The sequence below is a fragment of the Maribellus sediminis genome (assembly GCF_011799805.1).
Lineage (GTDB): Bacteria > Bacteroidota > Bacteroidia > Bacteroidales > Prolixibacteraceae > Draconibacterium > Draconibacterium sediminis_A.
The window spans coordinates 1,548,505-1,571,877 of record NZ_WXUB01000001.1 but is presented as its reverse complement, the minus strand read 5'-3'; the positions used below and the strand labels follow the sequence as shown (position 1 = coordinate 1,571,877).

Below are 23,373 nucleotides of genomic sequence, written 5' to 3'. Positions count from 1 at the left end.
ACTTTTATTCGGTAAACAAGTTGGTGGCCGCATGACACGATGGGCTCACTTCAAACTCAGGGAAATAGTTGCTAACGATACTGTACAAATCAGGATCGTATTTTTTCATATCGCTGCGGGTGTTAACCCAGTTGTGTTTTCCGTCGGTGTGTTCGACTTCGGCATTTACATTGAACCAGTTTTGAACACCCTCGGCCCAGTATTCCCAGATATTGGTGGCTGCATAAGTATTTTTGTATTTGCCTGCTGCCATTGCTGCATCGAGTTTTTCCTGCAAGAGATCGTTAAAATTGGGATCGAGCGGCAGAATTCCAACGCCATGAATCGTATGTGCAAACTCGTGGATCAGAATATCCTCGGCATGGTACTTATCAATCTGATAACACAACAGATTTTCTTCGGCACAGGTTGTTAAAGGTTCTTCCAGCGTTCCTCCCAAACCACGTGCACGTACATCCCAGTTCAGCGTTGTATCGTTGGCCAGATGAGCGTGTTCAGGAATATCAGTTGTTCCTTCGTAACGCGCCATAATACCCACACGGGTATCCACACTTACCATCTGATCCAGCACATTTTCGGGTAATCCGGCCGTCATAAAATCGATAATCTCGCAAGCCTTAACAAAAGCTGAATCGGGTACCCTGTGCGAACTAATGATATGAATACCATTCACATTGACATATTTTTTATAAAACGGATCGAGATTTAGTTTCTTCGGGGGACTGGTGATCTCATAAGTTTTAGCATCGTCACCTTTTCCACTGGCACACGATGATGTTGCCGTCAGCAAGAACAAACTGCATAACGTTAATGCAACAGATAGTAAGCTCTTACAATTCATATTCTCTTTCTTCTCTGATTTTATTTGCTTTTATTCCAATCGGGTGTTTCCTCTTTCAGAAAATTGCGTACAAAAAAGTCACGGCGCTTCTGCTCGCCGTAAGTTCCGCCGAGGGTGTGATTTGATCCAGGCAAAACCACCAGTTCAAAATCTTTGTCGGCTTTAATCAGCGCATCGGCTACCTGCATGGTAGAAGCCGGATCAACATTGTCGTCCATTTCGCCAACAATCAGCATGAGTTTGCCATCGAGTTTACCCGCGTTCACCACATTCGAGCATTCTTCGTATTGCGGCCCGATCGGGTATCCCATCCACTGTTCGTTCCACCAGATTTTGTCCATGCGGTTATCGTGGCAACCGCACGACGAAACACCGGCTTTGTAAAATTCGGGATGAAACAGCAAGCCGGCCAAGGTGCTCTGTCCGCCGGCTGAACCACCAAAGAGTCCAACCCGGGTTGTATCCATGTAACTGTACTTTTCGGCCGCTGCTTTTATCCATAAAATACGATCGGGGAAACCGGCATCTTTCAGGTTTTTCCAGCACACATCGTGAAAGGCTTTCGAGCGGTTAGATGTTCCCATTCCATCCAGTTGAACGATAATAAATCCAAGTTCGGCCAGGCTTGAAAAGGGAGAATTTACAGCACGGAAGCTCTTTTGCGCAAATGAACTGTGCGGGCCTGCATAAATGTATTCGATAACGGGATAAGATTTATTCGCATCGAAATTTGTTGGCCGGTAAATATTTCCCCAAATATCGGTTTTGCCATCGCGGGCTTTGGCCACAAATGGTTCAGGCGCGATCCAGCCTTTTTCAAGCAAATCTTTGATATCCGTCGTTTCCAGTTCCATTACAATTCCGCCATCCGATGCACGCCGTAAAACTGTGGTTGGCGGAGTTTGAACTGTTGAATAGGTATCGGCAAAATAATTCAGGTTTTTCGAAAACATCACATCGTGATTCATGGCTTCCGGAGTAAGATCAGTTAATTCGCTTCCGTCGAAATTCACACGGTAACAGTGCAGATAATAAGGATCTTCACCCTTGTTTTTACCTGAACCGTAAAAGAAAATGGTTTCCGAATCTTCATCTATCTTTAAAACACGGCGTACTACCCAATCGCCTTTTGTTATTTGATTTTTTACCTTTCCTGTTGCGGCATCTATCAGGTAAAGATGATTCCAGCCATCGCGCTCAGAAGCCCAGATGATTTCATTCTTATCTTCCAGATCATAACGGTATTTTTTGCCGCTGTAATCGATAAATGTCGGGCTGTGTTCGTCGATGATCACACGAACATCGCCTAATGTTGCATCAACTTCGGCTACCTGGTAAACCTGGTGTCCTCGCTGGTTAAACTCAAAAGTAAATGCCTCGCTGTTTTTGCGCCATCTCGGATTCGAAAGATCGAACTGATTTAAAAAGGCGGTGCCATCAACAGGCAGCTGCTTTTTATTTTCCACATCGAACAACGCAGGTTGTTTAACAGGTACTGCATCACCCGGTTTCAGGTAATCGCGGTAATGCAAAATGGGTTGCAGCTGCGATTTCGGTGAAGACTCCACAAAAAATATCTGGCGGTGGTAGTTGTCGCGCACCTTGTTTACAGCCAGTTTTTTTGAGTCGGGCGACCACGAAAAGTACGACGAATAAAACTCACCTTTGCTGCCGTCGAAACTCAACTGATATTCTTTGTTATCCTTGTTATTCTTGATGTAGACGTTGTACTCGCGCAAAAATGCAGTCCAGACACTATCGGGTGAAACAACAGGATCGTTCCCCTGCTCATCCCAAAACTTTCCCCAATATCCACGATCAGGGCGTTCTTTTCGCAATGAATCTTTAACTAAAATGTATTTCTTCAGGCTGCAGGTCCAGTAGGCATTTTCAGTAATGAAATGAATCTCATTTTTTTCCAGATCGAATTTCAAACGATCGAGACGAAGCCGGTCAACTGTCGTTTTCCGCTCCAGTTGTTCATTGAGCACATCAACAAGTTTCTGAACATCGAAAGCTGCTTTTTTTGTTGCTTTCTCCGAATCAACAATTTTGTATTCAACTCCATCCCTTGTTTTCACGCGGTACCAGAACGAATTGGTAGAATCTATCCAATTGACTCCTGAAACTTCGTTGTAAACCAATTCACCAAGCTTCATCACTGAATCGGCCCGCAGATAATCGTCTTTTGTTATCTGACTCCAAACACTAACCGGAGAAAATGTAACTGCGATCAGCAATACTACAAACAGTTTTTTCATAAGGTTTTTAAGCATTATATTATTTCGTTTTTGCCTTGGTTTATAATGGCTACAATTTAGTGCATTCTTGTTTTAACTTCATAAACACAATGATTATCTCCGCGTTGAACTGAAGTAAGAACACGAGCTGTAACCGGATAACCGATTACCTCCGAAAACATTTTTTCGGCAAAACCTTCGGAGCAATAGCACAAAGCAGGATACTTATTAGCTTGTTTTTGATTGAGCAAAGGGCAAACACAATGCGGTTTATTTTCGTTGGCAATCAGTACCCCGGTATCCGGATTATAATCAACCATCCATCCCCACTCCTTGCTAATAAAAGCATTAAAACTCAACAGGTCTCCAATATAAGGTGCAAGAACTTTCTCCATAGTGAGAAAATCGTAATGAGCCATTGCACTAGTTTTTAACACTTTGCGGCAATCATCTTCTGTCAGATTTTCACCAAGACTCAAAAGCAGGTTTGAAATCCAGTCTTGCATCAGCTTCAAATCTGTATTCACTGATTCTTCGTCAACGGAATCCCGCTCATTCGTTCCACCGCCGGCAACAGGCATAAAGCCGCAAATACAGGCTCCGGCCCAACAAGCTTTTCGAAGAAAATTCTTACGATTGATTTCCGTTGATTTCAATGCTTCCATTTCAGCCAATGTTGAACTTACTCTAATTCAAACCAAATTTTACTGTTTCATTTTCAAGAGGGATTTCATACTGGCCACGTTTGTTCATCGGATATTTACTAAGCGCAATTTTGGTGTCCTTCTCGTACGACTTTAACCTCAAATATGCTTTAGGAGTAAAATCGTTTGCTGCATCTAACTCTATTGAAACTTCTCCCGAACTGGTATTGTAAGCCACCGATTTGAATTTACCGGCGTCGAGCGTCAACCAAAGTTTGAGCGGAGCCAGGTAAAAACGTGATTTGGCAGCAGTAGTTAATTCTACTTTTACCACATCGTCATCCTCACTTAGGTTTCCACCAAAAGCCAGCCAGCCAAACTCATCGTGTTTGGTAAGATAGCTTGACGAGTTAACTGCATATCCATAAAATCCGGGACCGTAATCACCTGAGATTCCGTCGTTTTTCAAAGTAGAAGGGAACGAATGGAAAGCTGCCGGTGCAAAACCGTCTTCGGTAATGTTCGAAAGCGTTCCCATCAGGCCACCATAACCAACACGCAGCAGGTACAGATCGTCAGGCATATTACGATATTCTTCCAATACAGGAATCGCGTTTAGCCCCGAACCATAATGATGGATCTGGCGCTCCACCCTTGAAAGTTTTCCTCCGTAAAGAAAATCCCAGTAACGGCGCGCATTTCCGTTGTAAGCCCAGTGAGGAATTGTTGGCATATAAGCCAAAATTGCACGCAGGGTAGTTTCTGCTTTATCCTGGTGGCCAAAATATTCCGACCACATATATACTTCTTCCTGACCGGTTGAATCCCATGGCATTTCACTTCCAAAAGGATAATTCAAAGAGGCCCAGTGTTCGGTGCGGCCTTTCATTTTTTCTTCAAGTTTGCGGGCATATTCCCACATACCTTCTGCTTTCAAATCATCCAGAATATGTACAAAAACACTTCCTTCCATTTGGCCAAACTGCGCATAATACGGTGCCAGTTCCATCATCGCCATCGACGTTTGGTAGGCATTCAACAGGTACCAGTCCCACGATTGCTGTTTTGCCAGTCCTTCGTAGTTACGAGCCAGACGGTACATCACCCAGTGTGCCGCTGCCACATGCGGATAATTGTACGAGCGTTCAACCGACATGGCATGCTCCTTATTCCAGGCCGCCCAGGTTTTATAATTGATATCCTTGCTGTAAGTTCCGGCAGGCATCGAGTCGGGTTCGTAGTAGAACATACTTTTCCGCACGCCGTATTTCAACGGTCCTTCGTTGTACTGAATGCCGCCCCACATGGTTTGCTGCACAAAGTCTTCGAGTTTGGCAATTTCAGCCGGATCAGGTTCAACTAACTGTTTCATAATGGCATTTAACCATGATCCTGAACCTCCTTCATCGCCCAGTCCACAAATCCAGGCACGGCTGTCCTGTGTTACCGGTTTCTTTTCTTCGTAATCGTAGGTAATTACCGATGGCGAGCGATCGAAAAGATCGTTAGGTTCATCAAACCACTGCTCCGTAGTCAGGAAATGTCCGTTATCGGCAACAACCTGCTTTTCGGGCTTAATAACCTTGTAGTTTATCGTTTGTTGCAGTCCGTTTTTATACGTGATGGTCAGGCGGGCACGCCCCCAAAGTTTCCCCTGAACTGTATATTTTTGCCAATTGTTTTCGGTGGCATTTTGTTTGGTCAGTTCAAGCGCCCCTTCCGGTTCCACTTCCATCTTTTTGATTTTCTGATCGTACTTCAAAAAAAGTTCGCCATTCACATCCTGTGGAAGTACGTAACCGGGAACTCCAACCGCAACCGGACGGTCGTTTTCGATCAGTGTATTTTCAATGTTGTGAATGGAATCCGAGAGAACGAATTTCAATCCAACGGTTCTGGTTTTGCCGGGCTTCAGAATTTCAGAAGTTGGCGTATTCCATTGCTCAGCTTCTTTCCACTCGTTTTCAGCATAAGCTTTGCTGTGGATCATCCATTCATGAAAACCTTCGAAGGTAATTCCGCGACGAGTCGGATCGTCGAGTAAAGGGTTGTAAGCCTCGAAAGGCGAATCGTTATAAGGCAGTACCAGCAAAACCTGGCCGGTTCCTTTTAATCGGATCACCTGTAAATAGCCGGCATCCATTCCGATATATGGATCATAAAAAACATTTTCGGCATGCGCTTCATCAAGTGATTTACGCGAATGATTATTATTGAAAATTACCGGAATTCCAAGTGCTCCTATTTCAATATCCTTGTTCGAAACGTTTTTAATATCGAAGCGAAGAACAAGGTTCTCTCCATCTTTTTCCCAGTAACGCGTAACTTTAACCGGGGCATCCTCGGGGAAAAGCTCAGATAAATCGGAAGCAGCAAGAATATTGGCATTGTCTGCAGTTATTTCGCTGACATTCTTTCTGGAAGCAGCTGAAGAGTAGCTTTCCCAATCTCCGCTACCGTTTGTTCGTATTCTGAAATTAATGTCACCCAGGTGATAATAGCCTGCTTTTTTGCGGTATGGAAGCCATTCGCCTGGTGTAAAGTCAAAACCGGGTTCCGAAACCGGATGCAGACCGGCTACAGTGTGCGACGATTTTAATATCTCCAGGTTAAAAACCGAGGTAGAAAACTTCAGCGAGCCCATATCAACATCAATGGAATCTAAATCTGCAGCTTGTTTCGATAGTATTGCTCCCGCATTCAATGCAAGGCCCAATCCTATCAGAAAGAAAAAAATATGCTTCATCTTAATAAAATTGTCAGTTCGTTTTAAAGATAACTCGCCCCAAACTCAGGATCCGCTACTTTGTTTTTCTTATTTATGTATTCTATTTATCACTCAATCGTTCCCGCCGGATAATTGTCAATAACACTCGTCAGGTACGTTATTCTGTTCGTTAGCCAGTTTTCCATTTGGCTGATTTGCGTCCGGTTATACTTTCCAATCGGCCAGCGATCGGCGTCGCGCTGCATGGCAGCTGCAAAACCATCGGCATAAACCAATGTGGTGGTCCAGTAGTCGCTCATTAATTTGTCCTTTATTTCGGACCAACGCGCCCTGTACTCGCTTAAAAACCGTTTGCTCCGGAATAAATCGGTAAAAAACGAAGGCACATGATAACCACCCGCGTGATGAACGGGATCGGTTCCCAGTACCAGTTCGCGGTGGCTTGCAAAGTAATTATGTCCGGTGTACATGGTTCCCCAGTCGAAATCGAATCCTGCATCGAAGTCCCAAAGCGGTCCCATCACCCATAAACCATAAATATCCTTATGCAGATAAATGCTTCGCGGAGCATCAACTTCAACGTTGTAAACAAGTTCCTGAATGAGCATGTAATCGATAAAAGACGAAATATCTAATTCCTGGGCAACACGCTCATAATCTGCTGATTTTAGTGCATTCTCAAGTTTAGCAAAATCGCTTTTTATTTGTGCCATTCGTGCCGAAGAGACATTATTTGGATGCTTAATGCAAACCGGTAACTGATAAATCGACGACCAGAAGTTATCGCTTTCCTGAGGTGCCAACTCAGGACCATCATCTCTATCCAGCGACAACAAAATCCCATGTGTTGAATCGATGGCTACACGGTTTTTACCTTCCTCAATTTGTTCGGTAATCGTATATAAACCGATGTATTCGTTATTCAGCGTTACTTCTGCATAACGAATGTGGTTGGTAAAAGGCAGTCCCAATCCCTGACCCACTGTAAAAACAAAGGTGTTCATCAAATGCGTTGGGTCGCGGTAATCGGCCAGTAGCACCCAGTCTTTATTCGGATCAAGACCCAGTATTCCAGCTTTCTCTTCCAGTTTAATCCGGTATGGTTTCTTCGGGTACCAGAGCCAGGTTGAGTTTCCTCTCCCCCTGATTTTTCCGGTGCCCGAATAATTCCATTCCGCCTTATCTGATTCGATTGTTATTCCGCAATTCACATAGGTTTCCCGGGTTGAAATTGCCGTTGCATTTTCGGTTATTATTGCCAACCGGGCCACCAAGTACGTTTCCTGCGCCACCTCTTCTTTCCCATCTTCGTCAGGATCGATAACTTCATCCTCTGAACAACGCGTGAACATCAACACCGACAAGCACACCATCAGTGCCAGTACATTCGGTTTGAATTTATAGCCGCTATGGAAAAAAAGGCGCTTCAATTTCTTTAGTTGATGGTAATATTAAATACAAAAGTTACCCTGTATTGAGCGGCGTTTTTGGTATACACAAAAGCTTCTTTAATGGTGTATTTATCGCCTGCACTACTTTTCCCCGGATATTGTCCGATGCTAAAGTTGAAATTATCGGCAGTGAATTCAGAGAAAACTTTACTGTCGTTATCGCTGCCCCAGCCAATAACGGCTCCGGTGCTATCGAACCAGAAACCCAGTCCGTTGGCCGTTGTATTGTAATTCAGGCTACCATCGGGCTCAACGGCTGCAAAGGCAATTTTACCTTCCTGTGGTGTTTGTTTTGCAGCGAGTAAAGCAGCGGCAATTGCTGATGGCTGTAATACAAGTGCTTCTGCCACTTTGGTAATATCGCCGTTGCCATTCAGACTAACTGTTGTTCCCGAATATGCCGAAGCATCGGCAGGGAATGAAATATCATAGGTCAGCGTAAGATCTTCAGGAGTACCATTCGGATCGATAACAACAGAACCCAACAAATCGGTATTGGTAAATTTTACCGTGTACGGCCACTGGTCGTCGTTACTTTCCCGCTCATCCCAGGCATGTGCCTGATAACTCGATGGTGCACCCAATACAACCAGCCACAAACGTTCGCATCCTTCGGGAACTGTAAATTCGATATCAGCCGAAGTTTTCCGGTTCATTTCACCATAAACCCGTTCGCCGCTGCTTAACAGTGCCACATAACCATAGCGCCAGCCGGCACGTGTTAACGTTCCGCTGTTGTAGTTGCGTGTTGTAAGTGTTGTTCCATCCTCTGAATATTCTCCGGGATCGGCTGAAGCCAGTGCTGATCCGGGTTGCAAAGCTTTAAAAGAAGTTGTGATCACCGTTCCTGCTTCGGGAACATTTAACGGAATTACATTGTATCCGGTTGTTCCCGGACAACTTCTGTAAGCTACCTGATAAGTTCCGTCTTCAAGCTGATAGAATTTGTACTTGAACTGACCGATATAATTACTTCCAAGCGAGCGAATAGCATCTATATCCCAACTTGCCATGTGAGCTGCCGCATCGTAAAGTTCGGCATTCATTTCGTCAACCGACAAACCGTTAATCCGCATGTAGGCTTCAATCGGATCTTCGGGTCTGATAGCTTCACGCCACAGTTTTCCTATAAAATCGATTCCGTGCTTATCTGTCCAGTAGTAATGCAGCCAGTAACTGGCATAACGTTGCCACTCGTGACCAAAATGACGGTGGTAATTATCCATGTACACCGAAAAATCGTACGATGTAAAAGCTTGCGCCGGATAAGATTGAAAAGATTGCCATTGTGCTGTTTGCTCCCAAAAACCGTTACCGCCATTACCCCCAAATCCGTAGCGGAATCCGCGGGTAAAATCGTTCTCAATTCCTCCGTAAGCCAAGAGGTCGGCATATACCTGGAACTGAAAACTGTGGCCAATTTCGTGGGCGATGGTTGAACCAACCGGTTTACAGGTGCTTGGATTAACCCAAAGCGCACCAATCATATCGTCGTAACCACTTCCGGTAGCCAGCCATTCAGTTTGGTACAAGAGGTAAATTTCCATCTTGTATTTGTCGAGATTTGATTTACCTGCACCCAGTTCGGCAAAATTCAGGGTATTCACATTCACCTGGAAAAACTCTTCGGCTTTTACCAGCAGATCGTCAACATCCACACGAAGTGCTTCCGGCACACTGTCGGCATTTGGATTTAATCCAAAACCGGGTTCCCAGAACACCACAAAGTGCTCGGATTGTTTGCTGCGCACAAACGACCATTTGCTGTCTCCCCTCAGGAAATCCATATTTTTGAATTCTTTCGGTTTGTAGAACTTGTCGAAGTCCACCACATCATCCTCTGTTAAAATCGTAACCGAAGGCGTTTTGGTTGTGTCTTCAACTACCGGGTCCGGATCAGGATCAGGTTCCGGTGTTGGCGTATCGCTTCCGCCGCAGGCTGCAAAAACAAATGAAGAAATCAATAAAAATATAACCGGAAATAAAAAGTGGCATAAGCCGGATTTCTCCGACTTATGCACTCTCAACTGTGATTTAAAACTATTCATTAATCAAGTTTAATCTATTATACTGTAAAAGTAATAACTAACAATACTTTAATTGATGGTAACATTAAATACAAATGTAACCTGATATTCTACACCGTCTTTTGTGTAAACAAATGCTTCCTTAACGGTATAGGTATCACCAGCACTGCTCTTACCCGGGAACTGACCAATACTAAAGGTGAAATCTGCTGAGGTAAATTCAGAGAACAATTTGCTGTCGTTATCACTACCCCAGCCAATAACAGCACCTGTGCTATCGAACCAGAAACCAAGTCCGTTTGCAGTGGTATTGTAATTTAAGCTTCCACCGGGTTCAACCGCTGCAAAAGCAATTTTGCCTTCCTGTGGCGTTTCTTTGGCAGCAAGCAAGGCTGCTTCAATTGCCGAAGACTCCATTAACAGCGCTTCTGCTACTTTATCTATGTCACCGTTGGCACTTAAACTAACTGTTGTGCCCGAATAGTTAACAGAATCTGCTGCAAATGAGACGTTATAAGTCAAGGTCAGATCTTTAGGTTCCGGTGTTGTTTCACCTTCAATAACAAAGGTGAGATTAATCGTTGCCGAACCGCCATTACAAACAGCAACATAGGTAGTTGTAACGGTTGTACCTGCTGTTGCATTCTCCGGATGGTTACCACCATAGAGGTACAATTCAGATTCGGAGTGACCAAGGCTTGTCCAAACAACACCTTCGGCCCAACCAACAGCAGTACCATCAGCATTTAACCAGTAACCGGGAACATCGGCAGTGTAAGACGGATCAACTTCGCTTGCCGATCCCTGATATAATTTCAGCGTACCGTCCTGGATGGCTTTATGAATCTGATAAGTTGTCATTTTGAACGCCTGACGCAATGTTTCTTTCACATCAGCAGTAACAGAAGCATAATCGTCGCTATAAGGCTTGCTTAAAGTAACATCAATGGTCAGATTCTCTGGATCACCTTCAGGCGCTGTTTCCGGATCAATATAATTGTCGCCTTCAACAATAAAAGTAAGATTGATGGTTACTGATCCTCCGTTACAAGTAGCAATATAAGTGGTTGTAACGGTCATACCTGCAGTAGCATTATCCGGGTGGTTACCTCCATAGAGGTACAAATCGGTTTCGCTGTGGCCAACACTTGTCCATACAACCGATTCGCCCCAACCACCGGCAGTTCCATCTTCTTTCAACCAATAACCGGGAACATCAGCCGTGTAAGAAGGATCCTCTTCGGTTACGGCACCCTGATACAATTTGAAGGTACCGTCGCCAATAGCTTTATGTATCTGGTATGTGGTCATTTTAAAGGCCTGACGGAATGTTTCCTTAATATCGGCGGTAACTGATGCATAATCGTTACTGTAAGGTTTGCTCAGTTCGATATCGATTGTCATTGCTTCAGGATTTCCTTCAGGTGCAGTTTCTGGATCAACATAGCCAAGAACTTTAATGGTGATGTTGAGCATTACGATTTTATTATTAGCCATGAAACCGTACTTAATCGTATAAGTTTCATCGGCAGCCAGGTGATCAGGATACTGACCAATACTGATTTGGTTATCCTCGAATTCGCCATAATTGGTATAAACACTGGCATTATCGCCCCATGCTCCTACATATCCGTTAAAATCGTACCAGAAACCGTAACCGGTAACCGCCTCGGTGGCATATGAACCATCTTCGTTAACTCCAATAAATGTTGCTTCAGTCAATGAATCAATTCCAAGATCGTTTAATACTGCAGCCAAATCGAAAGTAAGTGGATCAGGATCGTAAACACTTTTTGCAGTAACTTCAATTGTAAGGTCTTGTGTACTTACCACATCAGCTGTAATCTGACCAGGAGCAACCGCATTCACCGTAATTTTTACAGCTATGCGAATTTCGTTGTATTTCAATGCCTCGATGAAAGTCACCTTCTGACCTGCAGTTAAATGCCCCGGATACTGTCCAACTGAGAAGTAACCGTTTTCAGGATAGAACTCGGCAAAAACCATGGCTGAGTCGCCCCAGGCAGTTAAATCGCCACGGCGGTCCCACCAGTGCCCCCACGGTGCGTTGGTGTTTGAAGCACCGGCTATATCGGCGTGTGTAGTTCCGGCAATTGCAAAACCTTTTACTTCAGGCGCACCGCTTTCTCCGGCAATTCCTGCCAGCAATTCGGCCTCTGTTATTCCAAATTTCTCGGCGATTTTATCCAACTCAATTTCCAGGTTCCCACCTTCGTATAAGGAACCGCTAATGGTAATATCCATTGAGTATTCAAGAACCAGATCGGCATTGATCCTTTCTTTTTGCGCCTGGGCAATTGAGTCCTGACGGGCAATTTCGGCAATCTCGTCATCGGTCAGATCATGCAGACCGCTAAAATCTTCGTTGTCCTTGCAACTGAATATTCCAGCCGTAATGATAAGCGACAGAATTATTAAAATATTTATCTTTTTCATTTGTCGTAATTTTTAATTTTCAGCATAAACTACTTCTGCTAGTTTGAATTAGTTTGATACCCCTCGTTCTGAACAAGCGAAATATTGGCATCCATAGCAGCTTGCGGAATTGGATATACATCCCAGTGTGTTTCGGTTGTGGCGTCTTTACAGAACCACGATTTTCCGTTGAACACGTTTCTTCCGTCTTCCATTTTAAAACGAATCAGATCCTGACGGCGATGGTGTTCGCCAACAAATTCCCAGGCCAGGTCGTCGAGCAATCCCCCCAGGATGATGTCGTCGCCACCTTCGTTGGTAACGATGTATGAAGCCGGGTCGAAATTGGCAAATCCTTCGCTGGTGTATTCGCGGTGTCCGTAATCGTAAACACTACCACCTTTCAGGTCGGCAACGGTACGAATAGCGGCCTGTGCCGATTCGAAAGAACGGGCACGAACTTCGCTGATAAGATCGGCAGCAGTTTGCTCATCCTGTCCCAAACGCAATAAACATTCAGCTTTGATAAACATGGCATCAGCCAGGCGGAAGAAAGCCACATCGTTTCCGTAAGTACCCACGTCTCCAGCTTCAATTTCGCTTTTCACAAAACGATAACCTTCCTGCTGATATGCACCCGGATTATCGATAGAGTGAACACGCAATGAATAATTCAGGTAACCTTCGCCGGCCCAGTCGTCGGTGCTGAAAGGAATTGGGTCGCCCGATTGAGGAATCACATTTCCATTGGCATCTTCAGTTGCAAAACGTTGAACACCACCTGTCCATGTATCAGTTAAACGCTGGTCGCCTTCCTGGTAACTTTCGATAAACTGAGGCACAGCACAACTTCCGTTCCATGGCGATCCGTTGTAACCATATGCAGCAGCGCCTGCACCCACCAGACATTTATTTACCAAATAATTATGTCTGGCATTGGTTTTATCCAGTGGAAGGGCAAAAATTACTTCAGGTGAAGAAGAAATGCTAACTCTGAAATTATCAAGGTAATTCGGAGCCAAAGCGTATCCACCGTTTGTAAGAATATCATCAACCTCGGCCAGTGCTTTCTCGTAATAGCTGTCGTCGCTGGTTCTGAAATAAGCATTGTAATTCAGGTATAATTTTGCCAGTATCATGTCGGCAGCAAAACGGTTCGGATAACCAAACACCTTATCGGTTCCGAGTTCATCTTTAATGGCATTCATTTCAGTTACACAGAAATCAAAAACTTCCTGTGCCGACTTTTGCTCCGGCAGGTAACCGGCTTCCAGTTCCTGAGTAGTTTCCAGAGGAACATTACGGAAAGCATCGACCAGTACATAGTAATTAAGCGCTCGCATAAATCGCATCTGTGCCTGTTCCGGCCCGGTTTCCGGCAATACATCCAGACATTTATTGGCATAACCGATTCCTACATAAGCGTAATACCATAATGGATCGATATGCCCCTGGGTTGAGTTCCATTGGTGCTTGTGCATTGGGATATACAAGTCGCCCCAACCAATTCCAAGACGTTTTGGTGTCATGTAAGTATCGGTACACTCTTCGTTCACATCGAAATAACCGTTCCATCCCCAATACAGAAAACGGAATTGTGCATAAACCTCACCCATCATGTAGCCCAGGATTTCAGGGTCGTTTACATCGATGGTTTCATCGGTGAGGCCGGAGTAAACTGTTTCCTCCAAATCGGTACATGCTGCGAATAACAACAGGGTTGTTACTGCAAGACTTAGTATAGAGTTTTTAATGAATTTCATATCCTCAAATTTTAAAAGTTAACAGAAAGTCCAAATGTGTAAGAACGAACAGTTGGATACTTATCACGGTCGTCGATACCCGGTGCCAGGAAGTAATTTGATACTTCAGGATCCAGACCCGAGTAGCCGGTTATACAGAAGAGGTTCTGTCCGCTTACATAGAAGCGCATATTTTTAATGTATTTCTCAAGATTACCTCCAATTGGCACGGTATACCCTAATGTAGCGTTTGTTAATTTCACAAAATCGCCATTTTCAATATGATCGCTCCAAACTCCCTGTGGCATCGAACCTGATAAACGCACCATCACTTGCTCTCCGGTAGTTTCGTCCATCACCGGAGCACCCGTTGCATCGATAGCCGGAAGCAGATCGCCGGCAGTTTTCAGGCGGTTGTAGGCAATTGAGTTGTTCTCGTAGAAACTACGCTGAACATTTAATATTTTATAGCCAAACTGGCCGGTAAACATCAGGCTAAGATCAAAGTTTTTATAACGGAAAGTGTTGTTCCATCCGGCATACACCTGTGGAAGTCCGCTTCCTAAACGCTGACGGTTAGGTTCGAGGTTGTAGCTGGTGTCGAATTCTTTATACGACCATGTTTCTGTTGCATCGTCGTACACTTCAACCCATACAAAGCCGTCTTTGCTTACACCTCTCGATTTCAATCCCCAGAAATCACCCAGACGGTGACCAACTTCCATAGCATGAGTAGGAACAGAGATCGGGTCGCTAACTCCACCAACTTCCATAAAGTTGTCGGTTTCGTACAGATCGTTTGACAAGCTGATCAGTTTGTTTGCGTTATGCGACAAGGTTAAAGTTGATTTCCATTCAAAATCACCTTTTTGAACAGGCGTTCCTGAAATCATGAGCTCGATACCTTTGTTTTCCATTTTACCAACGTTTGCGATGGTGGTTCCATACATGTTTGGCGGAACCGGAACGGAGTACCAGTACAAAAGGTCAGATGTCTTTTTCGAGTAAACATCGATGGCACCGCTCAATCGTGAATTTAATACGGTCCAGTCAAGACCTACGTTCACCTCAGCGGTTGTTTCCCATTTCAGGTCGGGATTCGGGTTTTGGGCCACTTTTAACGATGGTGCCCATTTTCCGTCCATACTCAGGTGTTTTCCATATGCATCGTAATCGAAAGTTGTTAACGACATATAAGGATCATTCGGACTAACACCGGTTACACCATAACCTGCGCGCAATTTTAAATTGTCGATCCAGGTGGTGCTATTCATAAATTCTTCATTGCTGATGGTCCATCCCAGCGAAACCGAGGGAAAAGTACCCCACTGGTAGTTTTTACCAAATTTCGACGATCCTTCGCGACGTACACTCACCATGGCATTGAAACGGTTATCGTAACCGTAAGTAGCGCGGCCAAAGAAACCGATCAGCTTATTATCGTTTTTATACGAACTCATATATGCAGTATGGTCCTCATCGGTAAGGTACAAGCCTTGCGCCAGGTTGTTGTATAAGTACGATTCTGAAGGAAACTCCGAGTTTCCGGCACTGTAAGTATCATATACATTATACAGGTAGCTGTAACCTACTAAGGCAGTCATCCTGCTTTTTTCAATTTTAAGGTCATATTTCGAAGTCAACTCCAGGTTATCGCTTTTAGTATTGCTCGATCCTTTTGAAGCGCTACCTCTAACCTTTGGAATTGTGCGATACTGATCTTCAGGATCAACCGTACTTTGCGAATAATATTTACTGGTGTAGTAGTTTTGCGAAGTCGTGCTGATCTCTTTCCGCGATAACATCACATTGGTTTGCCATCCTTTAACCGGTTCAATGGTAACATTACCGATTACACGGGCATATTTCGAACGGCTGTCTCCAATATGTTCGTCCTGAATTTCGCGTGGATTATAATACTGAAAACGGTTAAATTCTTCGTAGTAAGCTCCGTCTTCGTGATATACAGGCGACGAAGGATTGTGAATTAAAGCCTGACGATAAACATAGCTGTTGCTATTATTGGTATTGCTGTTTGTTGAATACAACACATTCAGGTTCAACTTTATAATATCGTTCATTGCGTACTGACTAAAATCGAGCTGAGCTTTCAGGTTGTTTCGGTCACTTTTACGCATAATTCCTTCTTCGTCGGCATAAGTTACGTTGGCCGAATAAGAAGATTTTTGGGTACCTCCTTCGAAGCTTAAAGAATGGTTTTGCGTGTAACCGGCTTCGCGTGTTACAGCCGCCAACCAGTCGGTATCGTAACCTTCGTAATCAAAATTGGTAAGGCCGTAAATCACATCATGTGTGTCCATGAATTCGGCAGTTTTATACCATTCCGACAAAGAAGCATAACTTGAATAAGTAGCATTTGAATACGAACCGCGCTGTCCGGATTTAGTGGTGATAAGAATTACGCCGTTTGCACCACGAGTACCATAAATAGCAGCTGCCGATGCGTCTTTCAGTACATCGATAGATTCAATGTTTTCGGGAGCAACAGTAGTTAACGAACCTTCGATACCGTCAACCAGTACCAGTGGCTGAACACTACCCATGATGGTAGTGATACCGCGCAGCATGATGCTTGAAGTGGCATTCGGGTCGCCCGAAGATTTGGTAATGCTTAAACCGGCTATTTTACCTTTCACCAGGTCGGCTGCATCGTTGATTTTACCAACACTAAAATCTTCGGCTTTTACACTAGAAATCGCACTGGTAACATCGCCTTTACGCTGAGTACCATAACCAATGGCAACAACCTCATCAATACCAATGGTTGCAACTTTCATTGTTACATCGATTGCTGTTTGGCTACCCACCTCTACTTCCTGGGTGGTAAAGCCAATGTATGAGAACTGTAAAGCGCCCCCGGAATTTACACTGATCGAATATTTACCATCAATGTCGGTGGTTGTACCTGTTGTTGTACCCACAACCATAACCGTAACGCCAGGCAAAGAAACTCCCTGTTCGTCGTAAACAGTTCCGGTAATACGCTTGTTTTGACCGAAAACTGTGAACGGAACGATCAGGAGAAACAAGACATAGCAGAACATTCGTGTTTTTCTTGATTGAATAGATTTCATTTCACATCGTTTTTAATTTAGTAATTGTTACTGTCAGTTTTAATAGGCTTTTTTTTTGACAGCTGAAGAATTTCAATTTTAAATCTCAGGTTATAAACCAGGGTAGTTGAGTTACCCTCTATAAAACTTTTGTGGAGATTTGGAAGTGTTAGTTTCTGTTACGTTTTTTTCATATGCATTAAATTTTGTCAGGTTAATTTTTTCATGATCATATGATCAACATTGTTTATTTTCAATAGCATCCCATACAATTCGTCCCGAACAATCGGAACCCATTTCATAAGCGCAATCAGTTTCGCAGCTGATATTGTCCTGAGCAAGTAATTCTAATTTGATGAAACCGACGATAACGGATGTCCAAAAAACTTATACGAATGTCAAAGTGCTTGCTGGGTATCAATATCTTAAGAAATATGTCAGAATAAACCCATTTCTTACTCGTCAGAAATGCGGCAAAAGGGAGGCACTAATTTGAAAAGTTATTTAGTGGTGTTAAAAGTGAATTGCACGAGATTATTGATTGAAATAATCTTTAGGGGAAACTCCAAAATATTCTTTGAATCTACGGCTAAAATAAGCCGGGCTGGAGAAGCCGGTTTGGAAGGCCGCCTCCGAAATGTTACACTTACCGTCGGCAATCAGTTTCACCGCTTCTTTTAAACGAATGGAACGGATAAATTCGGTGGCCGAACAACCGGTGAGTTTTTTTAACTTGGTATGTAACAACGACCTGCTTATTCCCGCCTCCTGAACCAGGAAGGAAACATCCAACTCGTTGTAATCGATATTTTCCAGGATGAGATGTGTTATCTTTTCAATCAGAATTTTATCTGATTCCGAAGACGCCATGTCCGTGGGAAGAATATTTGTATCGGTTTTAAAGCGCTTGATCAGGTTCTTTCGGGTGTGAAGCACATTCTGTACCTGTTGCTGCAACATATGCGGCAAGAATGGTTTCTCAATGTAGTAGTCGGCACCGGTTTGCAATCCCTCGTATTCATTTTCCTGACCACTTTTTGCAGTAAGCAGGACAATTGGAATATGTGAAGTATTTATATCGGTTTTTAATTTCCGGGCCAGTTCAAATCCGTCGATCCCCGGCATCATAACATCGCTGATGATGAGATCTGGCACATTTTTCTCCAATATTTCGAGGGCCTCGTTTCCATCAATGGCAGTAAGCACTTTAAACTCTTCCGAAAGTGTTTCCGAAATGAAATCGAGTAATTCACGGTTGTCATCTATCACCAGAATAAGCGGTTGCTTACTCAGGCTCTCCTGCTCGTGATTCACTGCCGGGTATAAACGAACATTCTCCATTGCATCGAGATGCGGCAGGTATTGCCCTTCGCCCAATACAATCTCTTTATCCTTGTAGTCAGCACGCTCAACCGGAATACGAACCGTGAAAACCGAACCTTTTCCGATTTTACTTTCTGCTGTTATTGTTCCTTTGTGCAGTTTAACCAGGCTTTTTACAAAAGCCAGACCAATGCCCGATCCTGTGTTAACACTTGTCTCTGAAGTATCGGCACTGTAAAAGCGATCGAATATCCTGTTGAGTTTGTATGATTCAATTCCTATCCCCGTATCCGAAATACTTGTTTGGAATATTTTTTTATTGTTTGCAACATCATTTATAAGTTCAGCCCTTACTTTCACCGAACCTCCTTTGGGAGTGAATTTTAGCGCATTTGAGAGTAAATTCACGAAAATATACTCGTATTTTCGGCAGTCGAGCCAGATTGATTCATCCATATTGTTTTTCTCGAAATGCAGTTGTACACCCTTCATTCCAGCCGATTCTGCAAACGATTCTTCAACATTTTCGAGGAAGGCAATCAGGTTCTGGTGGCTTACCTGCAGTTTTTCCTTCCCGCTTTCAATTTTGCGGAATTCGAGTAACTGGTTAATCAGGCTTAACAAACGCTGGGTATTGTTTTTAATGCCTTTCATTTTCTTGCTCAAAGCCGGTGTCAGCTTTTCTTCCTGGATAATTCGTGTAATAGGTCCCAGAATTAAAGTCAACGGTGTGCGTAATTCGTGCGAAATATTGGTAAAAAATTCGAGTTTGAAGTTATTGATCTGGCTGATGTATTCTTTTTCACGGCGTTCCATTTCGGCCATAGCTTTCGACTTTTGAATACGTGTTGTTACCATAAAAAAGGTAAACAGCAACAGGATAAAAACAAGGGTATAAATCAGAAATCCCCAGTTTGAAAGCCAGAAAGGCGGTTCGATAACGATCTTAACAGTTTTAAATTCATCGCCCCACTGCGTATTATCGATCGAAGCTTTTACATGAAAGTAGTACTCTCCCGGACTAAGGTTCGTATAGGTGGCAAAATCGCGGTTCCCGACATAGTTCCAGCTCTCTTCGAAATTTTTGAGGTAATAGGCGTACTGGCAATTCCCTCGATTTTGAAAATACAGCCCGGAATATTCTATCGTGAAAACATTTTCCTTGTATTTAAAATTAACCTCGGGATCAACATTAAGCGATTTTCTGAGCGCCGAATTAGTTCCGGGAATAAGCGGCTGATTAAACAGCTGCATACCTGTGAATACAACGTCGAGTGCCTTGTTTTCGTCATAATGGTTGTTTTCGTTAAATGAAACAAGACCGTTATTTCCTCCGAAATAAATATTCCCGGCATGATCCTTATACGACGCCCGGTAGTTGAACTGCTCAAACGAAAGCCCCGACTCGCGGTTATACCAAACCTGTTCCCCGGTTTCCGGATTGAAATGCACCAATCCTTTATCACCACTTGCCCAAAGGCTGCCGTCATTTCCTTCTTCGAGACTAAATATCCATGAGAACGGGAAACCATTCTGTTCGTTGTAATGGAAAAGCGAATCAGTGGCATAATCGTAAGCCCATAAACCTTGTAAACAATCGCCAGCCCAAACCCGGTTTTTAGAGTCTGTTTTAACGAAATTGATATTCTTCAGGTGAAGAAACTTGTTAAACAGCCCGAATTTGTTTTGTTTCTTATCGTAAAAGAAGGTTCCTAAATACGATGAAAACCAGATTTTATTGGCACCCTCGAACATATACATAACAGGCATGGATGCCAGTTCAGGTTCGTTAATTCGTGTGATGCGATTACTTTTCAGATTGTAAATCACAACTCCACCCGTACTGGCTATAAATATGGAGTCGCCAACCTGCAGCAGGTTGTAAATATCGTTTGTAGGCAAATCCGGATGATTTTCGGTATTGATGTATTCAAACGAATTTGTTTTGAGGTTATAAATGTTTATGCCACCGGTATAGGTTGCAATCCATAATTTATCGGGCGTTTCAAACAACAAATCGTGTACGTTATTAAACGACAAACCGTTGCTTTCGTTAATCACCTTTGTAATTTGCCCGCTTTCCCCGTCAATCCGGTTGATGCCCATGTCCTCCATCCCAATCCAGATATTTCCGTTCCGGTTTTCTGTGATACAGCTTACGGCACTTCCGCTAATATGATTTTCACTGGTCCCGGTCTGCCAAACTCTAAAGAAGTTACTGGAATTACTCCATAGATTTATACCTCCGAAATAGGTTCCCAGCCACATATTCCCCTGCCGGTCGGAAAATACATTATAAATTGGATTGGTATTCAATCCTTCGGGATTATTGATGTCGTACTGGTAATATTCGAACGATTCGGTATATGGCGACCAAACACATAAACCGTCTTCTGTACCTATCCAAACCCTGTTCATTTGATCCTCGGCAATGGTATGTACCAGGTTATGTAAAAGCCTGAACTTACCTGTTTGCTGGGCTGTGAATCGTTGTACATTTCCGTTCAACAGGTTAATTCGAAACAAACCGTTTCCGGTGGTTCCCATCCACAAATTATTGCTGTTATCGAGGTAAAAGTGTTCGAGTGCAGTGCTTTGTAAACCGTCGGGCACATGAATTTCGCGCTGTTGTTTCTGCTTTAGGTCGAATACATATAAATTACGTTGCGAAGTAAATGCCACCAGCATATCGTTCTTTTCCCTTACATTAATAACCGAGGCGTTTTGAGACAACCTTGCAAACGGGAGTTCATCGCTGAATGGCTTTAAGCTATTCTTCCGGGAATCGAGAAATTTCACTTCTGAATTGCCAAAGATCCATAATCCGTTTTGTGAAGGAACAACGTTTAATACAGTATCCAACTGCGCCAACATCTGATTCAACTCGAAACGTTCGAGTTCGAAATTAAAGGAATAATAATCGTTCGTGGTAGTTTGTGCAATCAGCACGGAATCGTGCAGCAGGAAAATTTGTTTACTCCAGATGTCGAAGGCATTTCCGTTTTTATCAACCGCCTGGAAGGTTTTAAAATTACGTCCGTCGAACCGACAAACCGAGCTTCGGGTGGCCGCCCAGATAAATCCATACTGGTCCTGACAAATACTTTTTATGTACGACGATGGCAAACCGTCTTCGTTCGTATAATGTATAAAAGTTAATCTCCCTGAATTGGAAAATCCCGCGAAGTTGTTCAGAAGTAAAAGAAATGGGAAGATCCACTTTATACTGCTCCTCATCACCTTGATCCGTTTGATTTAAAAAGCGACTACCTCATTAACTGACACCCGAAACAAATATATTTATTTGTTTAAACTTTGAAGTCGCTGAACAACTGATTATCCCCAATGCAAAACTTTGTAGAAAGACAGGAAGTCCGAATCTGCAATAACATGTCAATTCGATTCTTCTTTTTCAAGCTTGTACAAGCCACACGCGTGCGCCGCTAAAATCTGGCTAAAACTTGTTGTGAAGGTTCCTAAACTTTCACCCGTCCACATATTTGTTACAGTATATTTACTATTTACATCGGGATCACCAACAGCCGCTATAATTTCTAAGGGTTCAACTTCATCCGAGATATTAAATAATGCCAGGTAAATTTCTCCGGTATTGGGATTTTCAGAAGTAATGGCAACTTTTCCGTCTTCCTGAAACAACTGACGTACATTGGTGCTCTCGCGGTGCATCCGCAAAACTTCTTTGTTGGTTAACAGCGACAATGTGAAAGCATCGTTACTTGGTAGATCACCTCCAAACATCAGTGGCGATTTAAAAATAGTAAACAAAGTCATGAGCGAGTATTGCTCGTCTTTTGTGAGCCGGGTCATGCGGTCCTCTCCTCTTTCGCCACGAATTGAGATACGTCCGAGTGGAATCATATCGCAATCGGGCCAGGTGCCAGGTTGAATGTATGGATACCACTGTTCTGCCACTTTAATTAAATGCGTAAAATGATTCCAGGTGTCCCAAACATCATCCACCATTCGCCACATGTTGGCATGCTCGCGAACGTGTTCAGCTGCTTCAATTGGTGTTGCTCCCGGCGAAGTACTCAAAACTATCGGCCGCCCACACTGATCGATCGCATTTCTGATCAGCTCGATTTCTGCTTTGTGGTAAGGCCGTGACAAATCATCCACTTTCACAAAATCAACTCCCCAGGAAGCATACATATCAAATATTGAATTGTAATATTCCTGGGCTCCGGGTTTATCTGCCACGATTGTATAATTATCGCGCAGCCACGGGCACTGTAGTTCTGTGGAATATATCTGGTCGGCAGTAACTCCGTCAGTTCCCAGAATGGGTAATTTCTGCTCTACCGCAATTTTAGGAATTCCCCGCATAATGTGAATACCAAACTTCAAACCTTTGCTGTGGATATAATCGGCCAATTCTTGAAAACCTTTTCCGTCAGCAGCCGAAGGGAAACGATTTATTGCGGGCTGATAGCGGCCATATTCGTCAATAACATAGCGCGGGTCGGTCTGGTTGTAACCACCGGCTTTATCGTTTTCAACAAACCAGCGAATATCAACCACAATGTATTCCCAACCAAATTCTTTCAGCTTGGCGGCCATATAATCGGCATTGGCTTTCACCTCGTGTTCTTCAACGGTCGGCCCGTAGCAATCCCAGCTGTTCCAGCCCATTGGCGGAGTTGGAGCCCAGGTTTTAAATTCTCCCGGTGCGAAAGACTCAGTAGTTTTTGATCCGGAACAAGAAGCTAAAAAGAACAGCAGAAGTAATGACCATTTATATTGTATGTATTTCATCGGTTGAGTTTTCACGCAATATACAAAACATTCTTAAGCGTACAAGATACACTTAACTAAAAATCAAACTGTAAAAAACACATAATCAACT

11 protein-coding genes are annotated in these 23,373 nt (G+C 43.5%); all 11 read right to left on the bottom strand.

Going from position 1 to position 23,373, the window contains the following annotated elements; genetic code table 11:
- Positions 1 to 4 precede the first annotated feature (4 nt).
- Positions 5 to 841, bottom strand: coding sequence for a M90 metallopeptidase family protein (locus HFD85_RS06040; protein WP_167606184.1), 837 nt, complete (start codon positions 839 to 841; stop codon positions 5 to 7).
- 20 nt (positions 842 to 861) lie between these two features.
- Positions 862 to 3,102: a S9 family peptidase gene (locus HFD85_RS06035; protein ID WP_167606182.1), complete on the bottom strand. Its 2,241-nt coding sequence runs from the start codon at positions 3,100 to 3,102 to the stop codon at positions 862 to 864.
- A gap of 56 nt (positions 3,103 to 3,158) precedes the next feature.
- Positions 3,159 to 3,746 (bottom strand): hypothetical protein, encoded by a 588-nt coding sequence (locus tag HFD85_RS06030; protein WP_167606180.1) that lies wholly within the window; start codon positions 3,744 to 3,746, stop codon positions 3,159 to 3,161.
- Positions 3,747 to 3,768: 22 nt separating this feature from the next.
- Positions 3,769 to 6,471, bottom strand: coding sequence for a DUF5695 domain-containing protein (locus HFD85_RS06025; RefSeq protein ID WP_167606177.1), 2,703 nt, complete (start codon positions 6,469 to 6,471; stop codon positions 3,769 to 3,771).
- Between the two features lie 89 nt (positions 6,472 to 6,560).
- A complete protein-coding gene (locus tag HFD85_RS06020; RefSeq protein ID WP_167606175.1) occupies positions 6,561 to 7,883 on the bottom strand; it encodes a CotH kinase family protein in 1,323 nt (440 codons plus the stop codon).
- Between the two features lie 5 nt (positions 7,884 to 7,888).
- Positions 7,889 to 9,952: a DUF4859 domain-containing protein gene (locus HFD85_RS06015; RefSeq protein ID WP_167606173.1), complete on the bottom strand. Its 2,064-nt coding sequence runs from the start codon at positions 9,950 to 9,952 to the stop codon at positions 7,889 to 7,891.
- Between the two features lie 48 nt (positions 9,953 to 10,000).
- Entirely contained in the window at positions 10,001 to 12,388 is a 2,388-nt protein-coding gene (locus HFD85_RS06010; protein ID WP_167606171.1) for a DUF4859 domain-containing protein, read from the bottom strand.
- Positions 12,389 to 12,426: 38 nt separating this feature from the next.
- Positions 12,427 to 14,130, bottom strand: coding sequence for a RagB/SusD family nutrient uptake outer membrane protein (locus HFD85_RS06005; RefSeq protein WP_167606169.1), 1,704 nt, complete (start codon positions 14,128 to 14,130; stop codon positions 12,427 to 12,429).
- An 11-nt stretch (positions 14,131 to 14,141) separates the two neighbouring features.
- Positions 14,142 to 17,204 (bottom strand): SusC/RagA family TonB-linked outer membrane protein, encoded by a 3,063-nt coding sequence (locus tag HFD85_RS06000; RefSeq protein WP_167606166.1) that lies wholly within the window; start codon positions 17,202 to 17,204, stop codon positions 14,142 to 14,144.
- A gap of 513 nt (positions 17,205 to 17,717) precedes the next feature.
- Entirely contained in the window at positions 17,718 to 21,743 is a 4,026-nt protein-coding gene (locus HFD85_RS05995) for a hybrid sensor histidine kinase/response regulator transcription factor (RefSeq protein ID WP_167606163.1), read from the bottom strand.
- A 156-nt stretch (positions 21,744 to 21,899) separates the two neighbouring features.
- Entirely contained in the window at positions 21,900 to 23,282 is a 1,383-nt protein-coding gene (locus HFD85_RS05990; protein ID WP_167606160.1) for a glycoside hydrolase family 27 protein, read from the bottom strand.
- Positions 23,283 to 23,373: the final 91 nt, after the last annotated feature.

What these genes read in the sequence shown, in the direction of transcription:
- HFD85_RS05995 (WP_167606163.1), bottom strand. Translation starts at nt 21,743, where the DNA reads ATGAGGAGCAGTATAAAGTGGATCTTCCCATTTCTTTTACTTCTGAAC.
- HFD85_RS06005 (WP_167606169.1), bottom strand. Translation starts at nt 14,130, where the DNA reads ATGAAATTCATTAAAAACTCTATACTAAGTCTTGCAGTAACAACCCTG.
- HFD85_RS06035 (WP_167606182.1), bottom strand. Translation starts at nt 3,102, where the DNA reads ATGAAAAAACTGTTTGTAGTATTGCTGATCGCAGTTACATTTTCTCCG.
- HFD85_RS06010 (WP_167606171.1), bottom strand. Translation starts at nt 12,388, where the DNA reads ATGAAAAAGATAAATATTTTAATAATTCTGTCGCTTATCATTACGGCT.
- HFD85_RS06000 (WP_167606166.1), bottom strand. Translation starts at nt 17,204, where the DNA reads ATGAAATCTATTCAATCAAGAAAAACACGAATGTTCTGCTATGTCTTG.
- HFD85_RS06015 (WP_167606173.1), bottom strand. Translation starts at nt 9,952, where the DNA reads ATGAATAGTTTTAAATCACAGTTGAGAGTGCATAAGTCGGAGAAATCC.
- HFD85_RS05990 (WP_167606160.1), bottom strand. Translation starts at nt 23,282, where the DNA reads ATGAAATACATACAATATAAATGGTCATTACTTCTGCTGTTCTTTTTA.
- HFD85_RS06040 (WP_167606184.1), bottom strand. Translation starts at nt 841, where the DNA reads ATGAATTGTAAGAGCTTACTATCTGTTGCATTAACGTTATGCAGTTTG.
- HFD85_RS06030 (WP_167606180.1), bottom strand. Translation starts at nt 3,746, where the DNA reads ATGGAAGCATTGAAATCAACGGAAATCAATCGTAAGAATTTTCTTCGA.
- HFD85_RS06025 (WP_167606177.1), bottom strand. Translation starts at nt 6,471, where the DNA reads ATGAAGCATATTTTTTTCTTTCTGATAGGATTGGGCCTTGCATTGAAT.